Consider the following 17,534-nt stretch of genomic DNA (forward strand, 5'->3'; position numbering starts at 1 on the left):
TAGAAGGGAACGGGCATGCAAGGCAAATTGCTTATCGATGGGGAGATGGTGGAAGGGGAGGGTGAGGCCCTGGCCATTTTGAATCCTGCGACTGGAGAGAAGATTGGTCAGGTCGCAGAGGCAAGTTCGGACCAGGTAGAGGCCGCAGTAAGGTCATCTGAAGAGGCGTTCGAAACCTTCCGACATGTCCCGCCGGCCGAACGGGCCGCGCTGCTGATGCAAATCGCCGATATTATCGAAGCCAATCAGGATGAGTTGGCGGAGCTTGAAAGCCTTGATGTCGGCAAACCCTGGCCATCGGCACGCGATGATGAGTTCCCTCTTACCATCGACACATTCCGCTTCTTTGCAGGGGCGGCCCGGACCATGACGGGATCGGCCGCGGGCGAGTATGTCGCAGGCCACACAAGCATGATCCGCCGCGACCCTGTTGGCCCCGTGGCGGCGATTGCCCCTTGGAATTATCCGTTGATGATGGCCGCCTGGAAACTTGCAGCCCCTCTTGCAGCCGGTTGTACAGTTGTTCTGAAGCCTTCCGAGATCACACCTTTGTCCACGCTGCGCCTTGCTGAACTTTTGCAGGACGTCTTGCCCAAAGGGGTGCTGAATGTGATTCACGGGCGTGGTCCCACGATTGGGGATCAATTGATCAACAGCCCTCAAATGGAAGCAATCACTGTCACGGGGTCCCCGGCCACTGGCATGGCCGCTATGCGCGCCGCCAGCGAGCAAATCCGCCATGTGCATCTGGAACTGGGTGGCAAGGCCCCCGTCATTGTTTTTGATGATGCCGACCTGGACGCTGTGGCTGAAACGATCCGCTATGGGAGCTTTTTCAATGCCGGGCAGGATTGTGCGCAACCGTGCCGGATCCTGGTCCAGGACAGTGTGTATGAAAAATTCGCGGCCATGGTCGAAGCGCAAGTAAAAGAAATAAAAGTTGGCGCGCCCAAGGCTGAAGGCACCGAAATGGGTCCGATGGTTTCCGCAGCTCAGCGCGACCGCGTTTCCGCCTTTGTCGACCGCGCACGTCCTGGATGCGAGATCGTCACAGGTGGCGCAAGCGGAGATGGAAACGGGTTCTTCTACCAACCGACGGTGTTAGCAAACGTCGATAATTCAGCAGAGATCGCAACGGATGAGGTCTTTGGGCCCGTTGTGACGCTTTCCCGTTTCTCGGACGCGGATCATGCCGTAAAGGTGGCGAATGCAGGTCGATACGGACTGGCATCCTCGGTCTGGACGACCGACGTGGGACGGGCAATGTCGATTACATCTCGCCTGCGCTACGGGTTCACATGGGTCAATACGCATGGTGTCGGCACACCTGAAATGCCTTGGGCCGCGATGAAAGGCTCCGGCACGGGCTGTGATATGAGCATCTATGCGCTCGACGCATATACGTCGATCCGTCATGTGATGGTGGCGCACTGATGCGGCTTGCAGGAAAAAAAGCGTTTGTTACTGGCGGGCGCCAGGGAATTGGACGCGCCATCGTCGGTGCTTTCCTGAAGGAAGGCGCCGAGGTGGTGACCTGCGGGCGGGGTGGAGCCCCTGACGGCCTGCCCTGTGAATGGCACGATCTGGACGTCAGTGATCCGGTGAACGTCCAAATGGTAGCCGGGGCTGTGGGTGCGTTGGACATTCTCGTCAACAATGCCGGGGTCCAGGTGGAAAAGTCAGTGACGGAAAGCACCGACGCGGATTGGGATCTAGTGATCGGCGCCAACTGTCGAGGGGTGTTCAACTGCTGCCGTGCCTTTATTCCGACTATGAAATCCGGCGGGAGCATCATCAATATCGGCTCAATCTCTGGCAAGGTCGCGGACCCTTCGATGGCTCTCTACAATGCTTCCAAAGCTTTCGTGCATGGGCTCACGCGATCTATCGCCGTGGATCATGGCCCAAGCCTGCGGTGCAATGCGATTTGTCCGGGATGGATCAATACCGGCATGCTTGAGGCCGCGTTCGAACTTGCAAAGGATCCTGTCGCGGCAAGGCAAGACGCACTGGCCCGTCATCCCGTTCGTCGGTTTGGCGAGCCGGATGACATTGCATCCATGGCTGTCTGGCTCGCCTCTGACGAGGCAAGCTTCGCAACGGGTCAGTTCTTTACCGTCGACGGCGGCATGACGGCCGCGTCGCCACTCAACCCCGGAGTGTTCTGATGTCGGATATCTCACATACTGCAATTCTTGGTGCCGGCGTTATTGGTGCAAGCTGGGCTGCGCTGTTTCTCGCGGCTGGTCGATCAGTTACTGTTTACGACCCGGCACCAAACTCTGAAGAGCAAACCCGCGCTTTCATTGAAACAGCTTGGCCCACGCTTGAAGAACTCGGCCTGACCGACAGAGCCACTCCGAACGCATTGGCGTTTGCAGAAACAGCAGCATCTGCGGTCGATGGTGCAGACTTCGTGCAGGAGAATGTTCCAGAAAGAGAAGCGATCAAACACGCACTCTATTCTGAAGTCGAACCAGCCCTGAGCGAGGATGCGATCGTTTCCAGTTCCACATCAGGCATGACGCTGGAGGCTTTACAAGCTGGCTGGCAAGATCCTGCGCCTTTCATCCTCGGACACCCGTTCAACCCGCCACATCTTATCCCGTTGGTGGAGCTCACTGCAAACGCGCAAACAGGTGATGGCGTTCTCGAACGAGCCGAAGCGTTTTATCACGACATAGGCAAGGTCACGATCCGCATCAGGAAAGGCTTGCCTGGCCATGTGGCGAACCGCCTTCAGGCAGCCGTCTGGCGCGAAGCGGTCCATATGGCTGTCGAGGGCGTTGCTTCGGTCGAAGACATTGACAAGGCCATGTGGGCGGGCCCCGGTCTGCGATGGGCGGCCATGGGGCCGACGATGTTGTTCAATCTAGGCGCGGGAGAGGGCGGTCTGCGCGCCTTTTGCGAACACTTCCGGGATACGTTTAACGGATGGTGGGACGGGTTGGGTCAGCCACACTTGAACGACGACGTTATCGAAACTTTGGTTCAGGGCATAAACGAAGAAGCAAACGGTCGATCCCCGCAGACACTCGCGGCCGAGCGAGATGCGCTTATTGTTGCCATGCAAAAATCCCTCAAAAGCATTCGACTAGAATCGAACACTTGAACGCTGAGCGTTCGTGATAACGCATTGAGGAGGCACCACCGGCCGAATTTCGGAGCTCTGGCTGCGCAGTGTGTCGACAATCCGTTCCGCCGTGGCCGCGCCAAAGCCCTGTTGTAGCTTCGTGATGAGGTTGCCTTCGTGGACGGCAAAGGGTTGGAACACTGAATGTACGACAAAGTTGGTGTTTTTTATTGTCTGGGTCTCTTCCTCGATCCAAACCTGCTGGATCTTCCGTCCGTCGCCTTCGGCGATTTTTTTAGCTTGGGCATGCGCGGCATGACCCTGGAAAACGCCACTGCCTTTTCTGCGATCTTGCGCGAGACCCCGTAGAATTTCTACCGTTCCTAAAGCCTGGTTGCGCCCAAGAAAGCTGCGGTTACTAAGGGCTAGAAGATATCAGGGTCCCCTGCTGTGGTAGATTTCTGCCGGTTGGGATGAACTGAGCAAAAACAACCCGCGAAACGTTGCGGAAATCGTTGCGTGAAATACGCTGAAAGCAAAAAAGCGCCCTTGGGCGCCTTGTTTTATTGGTCGGAGTGAGAGGATTCGAACCTCCGCCCCCTGCCTCCCGAAGATCGGTGCAGGTGGCCAAGTTATTGATTTTTAGTCAAAGGAGCCCTGTTTTCCAGGCGTTGTCGCCAATCAAACCAGCCAAGTTCAGGTTCGGCAGGTTCATTGAACCTGAGAGCACTGTCTACATGCGCGTTTATCCTGCAGTTCCTGTAACAGCCGCTGCGTTTTCGGCATGCGGTCTAGGCTGGCCTCAATCCTAGAACGCCACTTGGGGCCACGAGAGAGTGCATCTTCGTAGGCGTCATTCAATTCATCCGGCCGATCCTGAGCAAGCACCTCGACTAGAAACGCGGCCTGTCGTCTGTCCTTTTCTGCTTTGAGGGCATTTTCACCGGGACGGCGACGGTCCGCGACGATCAACTTGTGGATGGCATAGCGTTCTGGCTGCGGGATTTGCACCAAAACGCCACTCCGGTAGGTTACAGCAGCGTTGATTGGCTCCGCGATGAGGTAGTTCAGATGGTGCAATCCTTGCGCATCCACTCCCAAAGCGGGCAGTTCGCGCACATCCTCATCCTCACCAAATGATGGAGTGAGGAATTCTATCAGCGTGTCGCCTCGTGTCTGTTTCCAACGCCAGGTGCGTCCGGCCGTGAGACTGGGCTGCGCCATGAAGTCGAAATCGCGGAACACATCTTCCAGCGATGGTGATGCAGTGTCCTCCAGCACCAGCGACAACCTGGAAAAGCTGGCGATGTCGATGTCATCCGTGTGAGCGGTCATATCCATGTCGAAACGCACACCCAATTCACCTTCGTAAAGGCGGAAGGCGTGCGTCCCCACTATGGTGCCGCCTAGACGAAATACGCCGGACGTTGCCATCGCAGAGAGCAGGCTGCCCGTGGCAGCGTCCAGACCCAGAAAACCTTCTGCTCTTAGGAGCCGCACGAGGCGCGCCCGGTTGCGGCGGCGGTCTTCCTGTTGGGCTTTCAAAGTTTTGTGCTGTTCCAGCCTACCGCGCAGTTCCTCACAATCCTCTCCCAAGTAGTGCTTTTTGACATCGGAACCGACCCGGTAGGTGTCATACCAGTAAGTCCTGTTGTTGCGTTCGACTCGTGTGGGGGTGCCTCGGATGTCCGAAACAGCATCGTCCCGCAGTGAACGCAGGAGATCGTGATAAGCGGCATGTGCTATGGATGAATGGCGCGTGAACATCTTGGCTTCCACTGTGCTCAACGGATTTTAATTTTGTTGAACATAGCGTATGTTCAACAAAAAGTAAAGATGTTGAACACCACGCTTTTAGCTCTGTAATTCGTGAATAAACACAGATGGGCATGAATTTTTCGCGATGTCGCAAAGATGCGCGTGATGAGTCAGGTAGATCACCTGGCCGCTTTTGCTCATCTCAGCTAGCAGGCCGAAGGCCTCGGCGGTGCGGTCGTCGTCGAAGCTTTCCATGATGTCATCGGCAATGAACGGCACTGGGCCGTTGTTGCGAGCAAACTCGTGGTAGCCTGCTATGCGTAGCGCAAGGTGGTGTCGCCCCATTCGACCTGGTGGTTCACTTCCCCGTGCAGGAAGAGGTTCATTTTGGCCAGCGCCCAAGTAGAGCCGATGGCCTCTTGTCCAAACAGCGCATAGCCCTTGCCACCCTTGTCACGGATCAGCTTGCCACATTTCATCAGCAGCGAAGCCGAGCCACAGGTGGGATCGCAGATGTGGTCCCCGGGTTGGCTGAGGCAGGTATCTCGATGGAGGAGATTGCACAGTTTTTCGGTCATTGAGACTCACGGATCACCGCATCCGTCTACGCGCGATACAGTCCAGAGCACCTACGTAAAGCGGCCAACGCGCTGGAATTCGACTAGCGCTCAGGTTCAATGAACCTCGGGTCACTGTCTCAAAAACAACAAAGGCGCCCTTGGATGCCTTGTTTTATTGGTCGGAGTGAGAGGATTCGAACCTCCGACCCCTGCCTCCCGAAGACAGTGCTCTACCAGGCTGAGCTACACTCCGACCGTGGCGGGTGATCTATACGCGGCGTGTCTGATGCGCAAGAGGATTCTGTATTTCGATCACCCGAATCTTTCGAACGCAACAACCAAAAAAGGGCGGCGCACCGATAAGGTCGGAACCCGGTAATTTGAGCAGGTCATCACGACTCGAAAAAATCGAGCGGTTGCTTGTCTGCGTTCTTCTGGTTGACCAGCGCGCAAGGGTGTCCGCCAACCTGTTCGCCCCTGCCGGACAGGTCACGATTGCACTGGTGCCAAGATGTCGAGAGGTTCACAGGCACGTTGAGAAACAAGGGAATCGCCCCCCTTTGCGGCGGAAACCCTGTGGTTTTCTTGTCCGCTCTCGCCCGCGCAGCCATCGTCATGAATTGGTTGTGAAGCGTCCCAGGCAATCACGGCAAGGGATCTGTTTTGTACAGACGAATTTTGGTTCCACCATGGTCGACGACCGGTCCTGGCGACAGCAAAGGCAGACGTGTGGCCCGGGCAAGCCCCGGAGCGCTGGTGATCACGCCGACCCGCCATCCCCGGAACCGGTTCATCAAGGTCTTGCCCATCGCACCATAGACTGAACGCAAGCGTCTTTCGTCACCAATCCGCGCCCCGTAGGGCGGGTTCACAATGACCAGCCCCGCAGGACCTTCGGGGGGTTTTATGTCACTGACGGAACGCTGTTGAAACTGCGTCACAGCAGCGACTTGCGCCCTTTCGGCATTGGCAGTCGCCGCGTCGACCGCGCCCGAGTTGCGATCCGAGCCGTAGAAAGTAAGCGCGCATTCCGCCGTCTTCGTTTCCTGCCGCATTTCCTGCCACTGATCAGGGTCAAAGCCCGCCAGGTCCTCGAATGCAAAACTGCGGGAGCGGCCAGGGCGCAGACCTAGAGCGATCTCGGCGGCCTCGATCACGAAGGTACCGGATCCGCACATCGGGTCCAGTACGGGTTCATCGCCCGAGTAGCCACACTCTCTCAGGAACATGGCGGCCATTGTTTCGCGCATTGGGGCCTTGGCAATGGCTTCCTTGTGACCGCGTTTGTGCAACAGCTCGCCGGAACTGTCGACCGAGATCGTGCAGATGTCTTTCTCGATTCGAAGCAAGACCCGAAGGTTTGCCTCGGATGAAATCGAGGTGCCCAATGTCTCGGATATTGCCCGCTCGATCCTCTGACGCGCTGCACCGGCGTGATAAATTCTGGATTTGCGGCTGATGGCTTCCACCTTGACCGGCACGTCAGGACGCAAAACGGTGCCCCAAGGAAATTTCCGAGCACGTTTGTCCAATTGGGCAAGGTGCACGGCGGGGAAACTGCCCAGTCGCACCAGAACCTTGTTGGCGCCGCGCAGTGTCAGGTTGGCGCGCCAGACCTCGGGCCATGAACCCCGGCATGTCACCCCGCCGGGTACAGTTCTGACCTGCGCGAATCCGTTGAATTGCGCCTCGTCACCAAGAGGCGCCTCGAGGCCAGGCGTGGCAACCAGAAAGATTTCCAAATCTGTGTCTTTTTCCATTCCGGTTGCTTACACTGGAACCTTGTTGGGCGCGATATGCAATTATACGCCATGGAATCAGAAGAAATGACCGATCAATCGCAGGATTGTGTGGTTCATCCTCAAGTTTTGGCGGTAACAGGTTTGCGTTTGTGACCTTCCCCGCGTAAAGGGTCCTTGATCGGAAATACGCCTGCGGATTTTGGACCGTTTTCGACGCTTTTGCGACGGAGGCTCGAAAAAACCGCGCTATTGCATGACCCCGAAAGGGCGTTGGCAGAGCTGGCGCAGAAAAGAGGCTTGGAAGAACGTAGCAACATGCAAACTTTCAAACTGAAAAAGGGGCTGGATCTGCCGGTGGAAGGCGCTCCTGACCAGACCATTCACCCGGGCCCGGAATACTCGACCGTTGGCGTCCTGGGCGGTGACTACATCGGCCTGAAACCCAAGATGCTGGTGCAGGAAGGCGACAGCGTCGTACGTGGCGCGCCGCTGTTCTGTCACAAGGATGCGCCCGACGCGATGATGGTCGCACCGGTAAGTGGCAGGGTCGTCGCGATCAACCGTGGTGCCCGTCGGGTGCTGCAAAGCGTCGTGATCGAAGTGACAGATGTCAATGACGCCGGTGTTGATTTCTCGGGCATAGGGGATGCCGACAGCTCCGAAGGCGTGACGGCCAAACTGTGCGCCGCCGGCCTGTGGACGTCGTTCCGCACACGTCCGTATTCGAAAATGCCGAACCCCGGCGCCAAACCGGATGCGATCTTTGTCACGGCCATGGACAGTGACCCCCTGGCCGCTGACGCTGCCACAATCATTGCCGAGGCGGCCGAAGAATTTACCGCCGGTTTGGCGGCAGTCAGCACATTGACCGAGGGCAAAACCTATCTTTGCCAAAAAGAGGGTGACACGATACCCGGCGCAGATGTCGCCGGTGTCGAAGCTGTATCTTTCGCAGGCCCGCACCCATCGGGGCTGGCCGGAACGCATATTCACTTCCTCGAACCCCTTGCAGGCGACAAGCAGGTCTGGACCATCGGGTATCAGGATGTCATCGCCATTGGCCGCCTGATGCTGACCGGCCATCTGGATCCGAATGTCGTGATTGCCCTGACGGGGCCGGGTGCGCGTCAACCGCGTTTGATCCGTACCGTGATGGGCGCATCAACTGACGATCTGACCCGCGACGAAGTCGATGTGGACGGCACGCCCCGTGTCATTTCGGGTTCGATCCTGTCGGGCCGGCGCGCAGACGGCCCGACCGCCTATCTGGGCCGGTTCGCGCGCCAGATCAGCATCATCCGTGAAGATCCCGATCAAATCCCGTTGGGCTGGATTCGTCCGATGCCGTCGAAATACGCGGTCCAGCCTGTATTGGGTTCGGCATTCGCCAAGAAGCTGTATGCCTTCACGTCCAACCTGAACGGCGGGCGTCGGGCCATGGTGCCCACAGGTGTTTTCGAAGACCTGATGCCGCAGGACTATCTGCCCACTCAGTTGCTGCGGGCGCTGCTGGTAATGGATACGGACACTGCCCAAGCCCTGGGTGCGCTGGAGCTGGACGAAGAGGATCTGGGCCTTGTGGGCTTTGCCTGTCCGGCAAAATATGAATACGGGCTGGCGCTTCGCGACTGCCTGAGCAAAATTGAAAAGGAGGGCTGAGCCGAATGGGTTTGCGCAGCTTCTTTGACAGGATCGAGCCGAACTTTACCAAGGGCGGCAAGTACGAAAAGTACTTCCCCATCTACGAGATGGTGGAAAGCTTCATCTACACTCCAAAAACCGTGACCACAGTGGCGCCGCACGCGCGGTCCTATGTGGATATGAAGCGGATCATGACCTATGTCGTGATCGCGACGATCCCCTGCATCCTGTGGGGGATGTGGAACACCGGCTATCAGGCGAACTCGGCGATTGCGTTGCTGGGGCCGGAATCGGCCACCGGCTGGCGGATTGCTTTGTTGCAGATGTTCGGGATTTCGCTGGACCCGTCCAGCATCTTTGCCAACGTCATGCATGGTCTGATGTATTTCCTTCCGATCTACATCGTCACGCTTGTCGCGGGCGGTATCTTCGAGGTCATCTTTGCCACCGTGCGCGGCCATGAGGTGAACGAAGGCTTCCTTGTTACATCAATGCTTTACACGCTGATCATGCCTGCTTCGACGCCCCTGTGGCAGGTGGCATTGGGCATCATCTTCGGCGTCGTGATCGGTAAGGAAGTGTTCGGGGGCACCGGCAAGAACTTTCTCAACCCCGCGCTTGTGGGGCGGGCGTTTTTGTATTTCGCCTATCCGGCGCAGATGTCGGGGGATGCAGTCTGGACACCCGTTGACGGGTTCTCGGGCGCAACTGCATTGGGCGTGTCTGCGGCCGAAGGTGTGCAGGCACTGGCCGCTGAAGGCATCACTTGGTCGAGCGCGTTTTTCGGCACCATTCAGGGCAGCTTTGGCGAAACATCGACACTGGCCTGCATGATCGGTCTGGCTTTCCTTCTGATGACCAGGATCGCCAACTACCGCCTGATTGTGGGCTGTCTGGCGGGCACCATCGGCTTTACCCTGCTGCTGAACCTGATCGGATCGGATACCAACCCGATGTTCGCGATGCCGTGGTACTGGCATATCGTATTGGGCGGTTATGCTTTCGGGCTGGCCTTTATGGTGACGGAACCGGTTTCGGCCAGCCACACCAATGTAGGGCGTTATATCTACGGCGCTCTGATCGGTGTCATGGTCGTGATGATCCGCGTGATCAACCCGGCTTTCCCCGAAGGCATGATGCTGGCAATCCTGTTCGGCAACGTCTTTGCACCGCTGATCGATTATTTCGTCGTGCAAGCCAACATCAAACGGAGGGCGCGTCGCCATGTCTGATACGCAATCCCCAGATCAAAACGAGGCACCCAAGGGCGCATTGGCCAAATTCCTGGCGGCCTCGCCGGATTCTGTTGGCAAGACGATCTTCATCGCCGTTGCCGTCTGTCTGGTCGCCTCTATGGTTGTGTCCGCGGCCGCAGTCAGCCTGCGCCCGGTGCAAGAGGCCAACCGCCTGAAGGACAAACAGGTAAACGTTCTGCAAGTTGCGGGCGTGTTTGAGCCGGGCATCGACGTAACAGAGGCTTTTGCTGCCTTCGAACCACATGTGCTGGAGCTGTCCACAGGCACCTTCGTCGATGATCAGTTTGATCCGACCACGTTTGACGACATCGCCGCCGCCAGCGATCCAGAGCTGAGCGTCGCGCTGGACAATGACCCAGCCGGTATCGGACGCAAATCCAAGTACCGTGTTGTCTATCTGCTGCGCGATGATGCGGGTGATCTGGACAAGGTGATCCTGCCTCTGCACGGATATGGCCTGTGGTCGACGCTCTATGGATTTATCGCGCTTGAAAACAACGGCAACGATATCTACGGCCTGCAATTCTATCAGCATGGTGAAACTCCGGGTCTCGGGGCCGAGGTGGACAACCAACGCTGGAAAGCCCTGTGGAACGGGAAAAAGCTGCGCGACGAAGCAGGGGATCTGCAAATCACCGTTGCCAAATCGCAGCCCGCAGCCGGGCCAGATTTCTACGTGGATGCGTTGGCGGGGGCCACGCTGACCTCGGTCGGCGTCGATAACCTTGTGAAATTCTGGATGGGCGATGCGGGCTACGGTCCCTTCCTGGCCAAACTTCAAGCAGGAGAGATTTGATGTCCCAGACCAAGAAAGAGATGCTGGTCGACCCGCTTGTCGACAACAATCCGATCACATTGCAGGTGCTGGGCATCTGTTCGGCGCTTGCGGTGACATCATCGCTGCAAGTGTCGATGGTGATGGCGCTGGCGGTGATCTTCGTGACCTCGTTTTCGTCGTTCTTCATTTCATGCCTGCGAAACCAGATCCCCGGTTCGATCCGGATCATCGTTCAGATGGTGATCATCGCGTCGTTGGTGATCCTGGTGGACCAGATCCTTAAAGCCTATGCTTTCGAGATTTCGAAAACCCTGTCGGTTTTCGTCGGCCTGATCATCACCAACTGCATCGTGATGGGCCGCGCCGAGGCATTTGCGATGAAGAACCCTCCGGTTGCGTCCTTCATCGACGGAATGGGCAACGGCATGGGCTATGGTCTGATCCTGCTGCTGGTCGGCTTCATTCGCGAGCTGTTTGGCGCGGGGTCGCTGTTCGGCGTCACGATTCTGGAAACCGTCAACAACGGCGGCTGGTACGTGCCCAACGGCATGCTGCTGTTGCCGCCCTCGGCGTTCTTCATCATCGGTCTGATCATCTGGGCCTTCCGCACATGGAAGCCGAACCAGGTGGAAGAGCGTGAATACAAAATTCAGCAGGTAGAGGCCCACTGATGGAAGGTCTGATCTCACTGGCCGTAAAGGCCATCTTTGTCGAAAACCTTGCGCTCAGCTTTTTTCTTGGCATGTGCACTTTCATCGCCGTGTCCAAGAAGATTTCGACAGCGCTGGGGCTGGGGATTTCGGTCATGGTCGTGCAGGCCATCACCGTGCCTGCCAACAACCTGCTGCTGAACTACCTGCTGAAACCGGGCGCGCTGGCCTGGGCCGGGTTCCCGGATGTGGACCTGACCTTCCTTGGCCTGATTTCCTATATCGGCGTGATCGCGGCGATGGTGCAGATCCTCGAGATGGTTTTGGACAAGTATTTCCCACCGCTTTACAACGCGCTGGGGATCTTTCTGCCACTGATCACGGTGAACTGCGCCATCCTTGGCGGGTCGCTGTTCATGGTGGAGCGTGACTATAACTTTACCGAGGCGGCAACTTATGGCTTGTCTTCCGGTTTTGGCTGGGCGCTGGCAATCACGGCAATGGCCGGAGTGCGGGAAAAGCTGAAATATTCGGACATTCCCGATGGTCTGCAAGGTCTGGGCATTACTTTCATTACCGCAGGTCTGATGGCTATGGCCTTCATGTCCTTCTCGGGCGTGAAACTGTAAGGGGGCGTTGATGGAAACCTTTACCTTAGGCGTAGCTCTTTTCACCGTAATCGTTCTGGCATTGGTGGCCATCATCATGGCCGCCCGATCCAAGCTGGTATCGACTGGAAACGTCAACATTACGATCAACGGCGAAAAGACGATTTCCGTTCCGGCAGGTGGCAAGCTGCTACAGACACTGGCTGCCGAGAAGCTGTTTGTCCCTTCGGCCTGCGGTGGCGGCGGCACCTGTGCGCAGTGCCGGGTGCGGGTGCATTCGGGGGGCGGGTCGATCCTGCCGACCGAAGAAAGCCATATCACGAAACGTGAAGCGTCATGTGGTGATCGCCTGTCTTGCCAGGTGGCGGTCAAGCAGGACATGGATATCGAAGTTCCGGAGGAAGTCTTCGGCGTCAAGAAATGGGAATGTACCGTTCGGTCGAACGAAAACGTAGCGACCTTCATCAAGGCGTTGATCCTGGACCTGCCCGAGGGCGAGGATGTGAACTTCCGCGCCGGTGGCTACATCCAGATCGAAGCACCAGCACACCAGTTGAAATACACGGATTTCGACATTGAAGAGGAATATCGCGAGGATTGGGATCGCTTCAATCTGTGGCAATATGAATCGGTGGTGACCGAACCCATCGAGCGCGCCTATTCGATGGCCAACTACCCGGACGAAAAAGGCATGATCATGCTGAACGTCCGCGTGGCCTCGCCGCCGCCGGGGTCCGAAGGCATTCCGCCGGGTCAAATGTCGTCCTACATCTTCAACCTGAAGCCGGGTGACAAGGTCACCATTTCAGGCCCATTCGGCGAGTTCTTTGCCCGTGAAACTGACAAAGAGATGGTCTTTATTGGCGGCGGCGCCGGAATGGCACCCATGCGCAGCCATATCTTTGATCAGCTCAAGCGTCTTCAGAACCGCAACCGCAAGATCAGCTTCTGGTATGGTGCGCGGTCGAAGAAAGAGATGTTCTTTGTCGAAGACTTCGACAGTCTGGCTGAAGAATTCGACAATTTCGAATGGCACGTGGCCTTGTCGGACGCGCAGCCCGAGGACAATTGGAAAGGCTATACCGGCTTCATCCACAACGTATTGTTCGAAGAATACCTCAAGAACCACCCCGCGCCTGAGGATTGCGAATACTACATGTGTGGTCCGCCAATCATGAACCAGTCGGTCATCAACATGCTGCTGGATTTGGGCGTGGACCGCGAAGACATCATGCTCGACGATTTCGGCGGGTAAGGAACAAAAAAGAACCGGCGTTGAAGACGCCGGTTCTTTCATTTGGCGACAGGCCTGCGTTATTTTCCGTAATAATCTCGGTACCACGCAACGAACTGGGTGATGCCGTCTTTCAGGTCTGTCCGGGGACGATAGTTCGTCAGTCTTTGTAGCAGCCGATTGTCCGCCCAGGTGGCATGAACATCACCCATCTGTATCGGCATGAAGTTCTTGATCGCCTTCTGCCCCACGGCCTGTTCGATGGCTTCGATGAAATCCATCAGGCCCACTTTTTCTCCGTTGCCGATATTCACGATGCGGTAGGGCGCGACGGGGGACAGGCTGTCTCCGTCCTCGATATCCTCACGGCTGGCAGGCCGCACCGGAGGCACATCGATCAGCAATCTGATGCCGCGTACAAGGTCTTGGACATGGGTGAAATCCCGGTACATGTCGCCGTGATTGTAAATGTCGATCGGGCGGCCATCCAGGATGGCGGCGACAAATTTGAAATACGCCAGATCCGGTCGTCCCCAAGTGCCGTAGACGGTAAAGAAGCGGAACATGGTCGTCGGCAAATCCCAAAGATGCGCATAGGAATGCCCCATCGCCTCATTCGCCTTCTTTGTCGCGGAATAGATGGTCAGTTGGGTGTCGGCTTTTTCCGTCTCGGTAAACGGCATGTCTTCGTTGGCACCGTAAATGGAAGAGGTCGATGCCATCAAAAGATGATCCACCTTATGTTGCCGTGCAATTTCCATCACGTTGAATGTTCCAACGACATTCGATTCAACATAGCTGCGGGGATGTTCCAAACTGTGTCTCACACCGGCCTGAGCCGCCAGATGAACGATGACTTCCGGCTGAAATTCTTCGGCGACCTGCATCAACCGATCAAAATTTTCCAACCGATCCTCGGTTGCCGTGAACCCGGGTGTCTGAAGCAGAATTTGATGGCGACGCTGTTTCAGGACCACATCATAGTAATCCGTCATCCCGTCGTATCCATGCACGCGGAACCCTTCCTCTAACAGCAGCTTCGCCAGATGGAACCCGATGAACCCCGCAGAGCCCGTAATCAAAACCCGTTTCATAGAACCCTCAAAACGCCCTGCACGATCATCGCCGAACAAAAGGTTCTGCCCCTGATGCCGGGTCAAACATTTTGAACTGCGCTGAAGGTCATATCGAACATCCAGACGTCATTGGTCAACTCTTTGCTGATTCAATCAGATGCTCATTGCCGCCAATGGGCGAGAAGGATAGGGATCAACATGTATGATTACGAACTGGATCAGACGGTGGTTCGACCGCAGGGCGGGGCGGACAATGAATGCAGTGTCTTGCGACATCGCTCCGGCCGAGAAAGTGACGGCCGTGGGCGATATTCACGGTCGTCTGGACTTGTTGCAGGCGTTGTTGCCCCGACTGGACGATCAGAGCTTGCTGGTCTTTGTCGGAGATTACATTGATCGGGGGCCATACAGCGCGCAGGTGCTGCGCCACCTGTTTCACCTGAGCGAGACGTCAGGAGGACGCGTTCAATGTCTTCTTGGAAACCACGAAGAGTTTCTGTTGCAATTCCTGGAGGCGCCGGAACGCAACGCCCGGCTTTGGTTTCAAAATGGGGGTGTACATACACTGGCGTCTTTCGGGTTGAAACCGCCCGGGGATATCGACAACAACCAGCAGATTCGAAAACTGGCGGATGATCTTCGCCTTAAGATGGGGGAAAGCCTGATCAACTGGCTTGCCGACCGGCCTTTGACCTGGACCACTGGCAACGTCACTTTCGTTCATGCGGCGCTGGACCCCCGACATCCGGCTGAGGCCCAGGATCGCCAGATTTGCCTCTGGGGACATCCCATGTTTCCCAGGCTGGCCCGCAGCGATGGTCAATGGGTGGTGCATGGCCACACCATCGTGGACCTCCCCCGGGTCAGGAACCGGGTGGTGTCGCTTGACACGGGCGCTTTCGCTTCGGGTCGGTTGACAGCCGCCGAGATCAACGCCGGAAGTGTTCGGTTCACCTCGACCGTGTGAACAGTGGGCCGTTAACCGACGATCATTTGCTTCATGCGAAGCGCTTCATATTCCAGCTCTTTAAGGCGGAAGTGGACAACGTCTCCGATCGTGATGACGCCGCACAAGTGACCGTCGCGCAGCACCGGCATATGGCGAAAACGGCCCTCGGTCATCGTTTTCAGAACTTCATTCAGCAGATCTTCCGGTGTGCAGGTCTTAACATCCCTGGTCATGAGATCTTCGACCGATTGCGGAAGGGTCTGGCCGGGTGTGTCTGCCATGCGCCGAACGATGTCGCGTTCTGACAAAATCCCCTGCAATGCCCCGTTCTGATCCGTCACTAGAACTGCACCGATCCGCTTTTCCTTCAGCGTGTTGACCACAGAATGGATGGTGTCATTTGGCCGCACCGAAAACACCGCGTCCCCTTTACCTTCAAGCAGCTTGGCCACGGTTGTCTGCGAATGCGACAGGTTCGATTCCGCAGACTGGCTGTACGTCGTCTTGTCAGCCTTGTCGCCGCGCGAAGGCGACTGGTAAGAGGTTGGAGCCATGGGCAATCTCCTTGTGGTTCTTGCAAAGTCTTTCCCTTTCACCTTAGCGCAGCTAAACGACCTGTATAGGGTGCAATTGCGCCGATCGGCAAAAACGCGGGCCCGGAAAGGACGTTCAAGCCATTGAGTGAACTCTATCTTACGCCACCCATAGCGGCATTGATCTTCTTTGCCGTTGTTGTTTGTGGCCACAATTTCCGCATGGCGTGGAAGCAACAGCCGCCGGGTTGGCAAAAACGTGCGTGGTTGTTCGGCGTGCCGGCGGGGGTCGGCCTTTTGATGCTGGGTTTCCTGCCGCTGAAGATGTGATCGCAGTTTGACTCTGGCCGGGGCCACTGGCATATGCCGGGCACAGAATTTCCCGGAGATCGCCCGATGCGTCTTATGCCTTTACTGGCCGTTGCCACCCTTCTTTCCGGCTGTTTGTTCGACAAAGAACCCGAGGTGGTTCGTCTGTCGGGCGAAACGATGGGCACGACCTTCAACATAACCGCGATCGGCGAAGATCTTGATGAGGCCGCATTGGCCGCGGCCGTCGAAGAGACGCTGGCCGAGGTGAACGCCAAAATGTCCAACTGGGATCCAGAATCCGAGGTGTCCGTCTTTTCGGCGTCAACCAGCACAGCCCCCGTTCCGGTCTCGGACGAACTCGCATTGGTCCTTTCGGCAGCCAATGACGTGCACGAAAAAACCGGTGGGACTTTTGATGTAACTCTGGGCCCGCTGATCGAACTTTGGGGCTTTGGCCCACGCAAGCCCGAGGATCCGGTGCCATCGGATACCGAAATCGAGGCCGCGTTGAGCGGCGTCGGGCAGGCCCGTTTGCTGACGCTCGACACCGAAGCCGGCACGCTGTCGAAGGCTGATCCAAAGGTGGGCATCAACCTGTCGGCGATTGCAAAGGGCTATGGCATCGATACGGTTGCCGGTGCTTTGCAGGATGCCGGTATCGACGATTACCTTGTCGAGATCGGCGGTGATCTTGTTGCCAAAGGCAAGAATGAGCAGGGCGAAGCCTGGCGCATTGGCATCGAAAAGCCTGAAACGGGCGCTCAGAGCATTCAACTGATCGTTTCTCTGGATGATCGCGGCATGGCCAGCTCGGGCGATTACAAGAATTTCTTCGAACAGGACGGTGTGCGTTATTCGCATATCATCGATCCGACCACGGGACGCCCGATCACACATCGCACGGCCTCTGTCACGGTTCTGGCGGAAAACGCAATGTTGGCGGATGCTTGGGCAACGGCCATGCTGGCTTTGGGTCACGAGAAGGGAATGGACATTGCGGAAAAGCATAAACTTGCCGTGTACTTCATCTCGCGGGATGTGACAGGCGGCGAAGATGCCTATATTACTTCGCACAGCACCGAGTTCAAAAACGCTTTGGGAACCAACTGACAGTCAGGAACCGAGATGAGCACTTTTATTCTGGCCTTTATTCTTTTGGCGCTTGTCATGGTCGGTATGTCATTGGGTGTCATGCTGATGGGCAAGACCATCAAAGGCAGCTGCGGTGGCCTGAATGCGATCTCGGGCGCCGATAAATGCGTTGTGTGCCAAAAGGATGTCGACCCGGACAGCCCGCTGCGCGACCAATTGCAATGCAAACGTGCCAGGAAGATGCTGGAACAGATGGAACATCAGGCCTGAAG

21 protein-coding genes and 1 tRNA gene are annotated in these 17,534 nt (G+C 56.8%); 14 read left to right on the top strand and 8 right to left on the bottom strand.

Annotation, left to right across the window (positions count from 1 at the left end; translation table 11 throughout):
• Positions 1-15 precede the first annotated feature (15 nt).
• From GOW31_RS09060 to GOW31_RS09075, 4 genes are all read left to right on the top strand, one after another.
• Positions 16-1,434, top strand: a complete 1,419-nt coding sequence (locus GOW31_RS09060; protein ID WP_171169449.1) for an aminobutyraldehyde dehydrogenase — start codon at positions 16-18, stop codon at positions 1,432-1,434.
• Positions 1,434-2,168, top strand: a complete 735-nt coding sequence (locus GOW31_RS09065) for an SDR family NAD(P)-dependent oxidoreductase (protein WP_171169450.1) — start codon at positions 1,434-1,436, stop codon at positions 2,166-2,168. The genes GOW31_RS09060 and GOW31_RS09065 overlap by 1 nt, the downstream gene beginning before the upstream one ends.
• A complete protein-coding gene (locus GOW31_RS09070; protein ID WP_152460179.1) occupies positions 2,168-3,112 on the top strand; it encodes a 3-hydroxyacyl-CoA dehydrogenase NAD-binding domain-containing protein in 945 nt (314 codons plus the stop codon). The genes GOW31_RS09065 and GOW31_RS09070 overlap by 1 nt, the downstream gene beginning before the upstream one ends.
• A 165-nt stretch (positions 3,113-3,277) precedes the next feature.
• Positions 3,278-3,442, top strand: coding sequence for a hypothetical protein (locus tag GOW31_RS09075; protein WP_171169452.1), 165 nt, complete (start codon positions 3,278-3,280; stop codon positions 3,440-3,442).
• Positions 3,443-3,784: 342 nt separating this feature from the next.
• Here GOW31_RS09075 and GOW31_RS09080 read toward each other — a convergent pair whose 3' ends face one another.
• The 6 genes from GOW31_RS09080 to GOW31_RS09105 form a co-directional block, all read right to left on the bottom strand.
• Positions 3,785-4,840 (bottom strand): GSU2403 family nucleotidyltransferase fold protein, encoded by a 1,056-nt coding sequence (locus GOW31_RS09080; RefSeq protein ID WP_171169823.1) that lies wholly within the window; start codon positions 4,838-4,840, stop codon positions 3,785-3,787.
• Positions 4,841-4,927: 87 nt separating this feature from the next.
• Positions 4,928-5,176, bottom strand: a complete 249-nt coding sequence (locus GOW31_RS09085) for an ATP-binding protein (RefSeq protein ID WP_253282614.1) — start codon at positions 5,174-5,176, stop codon at positions 4,928-4,930.
• Complete coding sequence (locus GOW31_RS09090) at positions 5,146-5,409, bottom strand: N-6 DNA methylase (RefSeq protein ID WP_253282603.1); 264 nt, start codon at positions 5,407-5,409, stop codon at positions 5,146-5,148. The genes GOW31_RS09085 and GOW31_RS09090 overlap by 31 nt, the downstream gene beginning before the upstream one ends.
• Before the next feature lie 158 nt (positions 5,410-5,567).
• Positions 5,568-5,644 (bottom strand) — tRNA-Pro (locus GOW31_RS09095).
• Between the two features lie 139 nt (positions 5,645-5,783).
• The gene (locus tag GOW31_RS09100) at positions 5,784-6,008 is read right to left on the bottom strand and encodes a hypothetical protein (RefSeq protein ID WP_171169453.1); all 225 of its coding nucleotides are present in this window, start codon (positions 6,006-6,008) and stop codon (positions 5,784-5,786) included.
• Positions 6,009-6,035: 27 nt separating this feature from the next.
• Positions 6,036-7,151: a class I SAM-dependent RNA methyltransferase gene (locus GOW31_RS09105; protein ID WP_171169454.1), complete on the bottom strand. Its 1,116-nt coding sequence runs from the start codon at positions 7,149-7,151 to the stop codon at positions 6,036-6,038.
• Between the two features lie 297 nt (positions 7,152-7,448).
• Between GOW31_RS09105 and GOW31_RS09110 the strand changes: the two genes are divergently transcribed.
• Genes GOW31_RS09110 through nqrF form a run of 6 tightly spaced genes read left to right on the top strand, consistent with a single transcriptional unit; the run spans position 7,449 to position 13,321 of the window.
• On the top strand, positions 7,449-8,792 hold the full coding sequence (locus GOW31_RS09110) for a Na(+)-translocating NADH-quinone reductase subunit A (protein ID WP_171169455.1): 1,344 nt from the start codon (positions 7,449-7,451) through the stop codon (positions 8,790-8,792).
• 5 nt (positions 8,793-8,797) lie between these two features.
• Positions 8,798-10,006, top strand: coding sequence for an NADH:ubiquinone reductase (Na(+)-transporting) subunit B (locus tag GOW31_RS09115; protein WP_171169456.1), 1,209 nt, complete (start codon positions 8,798-8,800; stop codon positions 10,004-10,006).
• On the top strand, positions 9,999-10,826 hold the full coding sequence (locus GOW31_RS09120; protein WP_171169457.1) for a Na(+)-translocating NADH-quinone reductase subunit C: 828 nt from the start codon (positions 9,999-10,001) through the stop codon (positions 10,824-10,826). The genes GOW31_RS09115 and GOW31_RS09120 overlap by 8 nt, the downstream gene beginning before the upstream one ends.
• Complete coding sequence (locus GOW31_RS09125) at positions 10,826-11,479, top strand: NADH:ubiquinone reductase (Na(+)-transporting) subunit D (RefSeq protein WP_152460184.1); 654 nt, start codon at positions 10,826-10,828, stop codon at positions 11,477-11,479. Before GOW31_RS09120 ends, GOW31_RS09125 begins: the two co-directional genes overlap by 1 nt.
• Positions 11,479-12,087 carry an NADH:ubiquinone reductase (Na(+)-transporting) subunit E gene (nqrE, locus tag GOW31_RS09130; protein WP_152460185.1) on the top strand — a complete coding sequence of 203 codons (609 nt, stop codon included), beginning with the start codon at positions 11,479-11,481 and terminating at the stop codon, positions 12,085-12,087. Before GOW31_RS09125 ends, nqrE begins: the two co-directional genes overlap by 1 nt.
• A 10-nt stretch (positions 12,088-12,097) precedes the next feature.
• Positions 12,098-13,321 (top strand): NADH:ubiquinone reductase (Na(+)-transporting) subunit F, encoded by a 1,224-nt coding sequence (gene nqrF, locus GOW31_RS09135; protein WP_171169459.1) that lies wholly within the window; start codon positions 12,098-12,100, stop codon positions 13,319-13,321.
• Between the two features lie 59 nt (positions 13,322-13,380).
• Here the strand turns inward: nqrF and GOW31_RS09140 are convergent, their stop codons facing one another.
• A complete protein-coding gene (locus GOW31_RS09140; RefSeq protein ID WP_171169461.1) occupies positions 13,381-14,394 on the bottom strand; it encodes an NAD-dependent epimerase/dehydratase family protein in 1,014 nt (337 codons plus the stop codon).
• A 235-nt stretch (positions 14,395-14,629) separates the two neighbouring features.
• On the opposite strand from GOW31_RS09140, the gene GOW31_RS09145 reads away from it, so the two are divergent.
• Positions 14,630-15,343 carry a metallophosphoesterase family protein gene (locus tag GOW31_RS09145; protein WP_253283826.1) on the top strand — a complete coding sequence of 238 codons (714 nt, stop codon included), beginning with the start codon at positions 14,630-14,632 and terminating at the stop codon, positions 15,341-15,343.
• 11 nt (positions 15,344-15,354) lie between these two features.
• Here GOW31_RS09145 and GOW31_RS09150 read toward each other — a convergent pair whose 3' ends face one another.
• Positions 15,355-15,879: a CBS domain-containing protein gene (locus GOW31_RS09150; protein ID WP_171169465.1), complete on the bottom strand. Its 525-nt coding sequence runs from the start codon at positions 15,877-15,879 to the stop codon at positions 15,355-15,357.
• 123 nt (positions 15,880-16,002) lie between these two features.
• On the opposite strand from GOW31_RS09150, the gene GOW31_RS09155 reads away from it, so the two are divergent.
• The 3 genes from GOW31_RS09155 to nqrM all read left to right on the top strand — a co-directional run bounded on the left by GOW31_RS09155 (position 16,003) and on the right by nqrM (position 17,532).
• The gene (locus GOW31_RS09155) at positions 16,003-16,188 is read left to right on the top strand and encodes a hypothetical protein (RefSeq protein WP_152460190.1); all 186 of its coding nucleotides are present in this window, start codon (positions 16,003-16,005) and stop codon (positions 16,186-16,188) included.
• Positions 16,189-16,254: 66 nt separating this feature from the next.
• Complete coding sequence (locus GOW31_RS09160; protein WP_253283539.1) at positions 16,255-17,280, top strand: FAD:protein FMN transferase; 1,026 nt, start codon at positions 16,255-16,257, stop codon at positions 17,278-17,280.
• A gap of 15 nt (positions 17,281-17,295) precedes the next feature.
• On the top strand, positions 17,296-17,532 hold the full coding sequence (gene nqrM, locus GOW31_RS09165) for a (Na+)-NQR maturation NqrM (RefSeq protein WP_152460192.1): 237 nt from the start codon (positions 17,296-17,298) through the stop codon (positions 17,530-17,532).
• Positions 17,533-17,534 lie beyond the last annotated feature (2 nt).

It is taken from the genome of Ruegeria sp. HKCCA0370 (assembly GCF_013033705.1).
Taxonomy (GTDB): Bacteria; Pseudomonadota; Alphaproteobacteria; order Rhodobacterales; family Rhodobacteraceae; genus Ruegeria.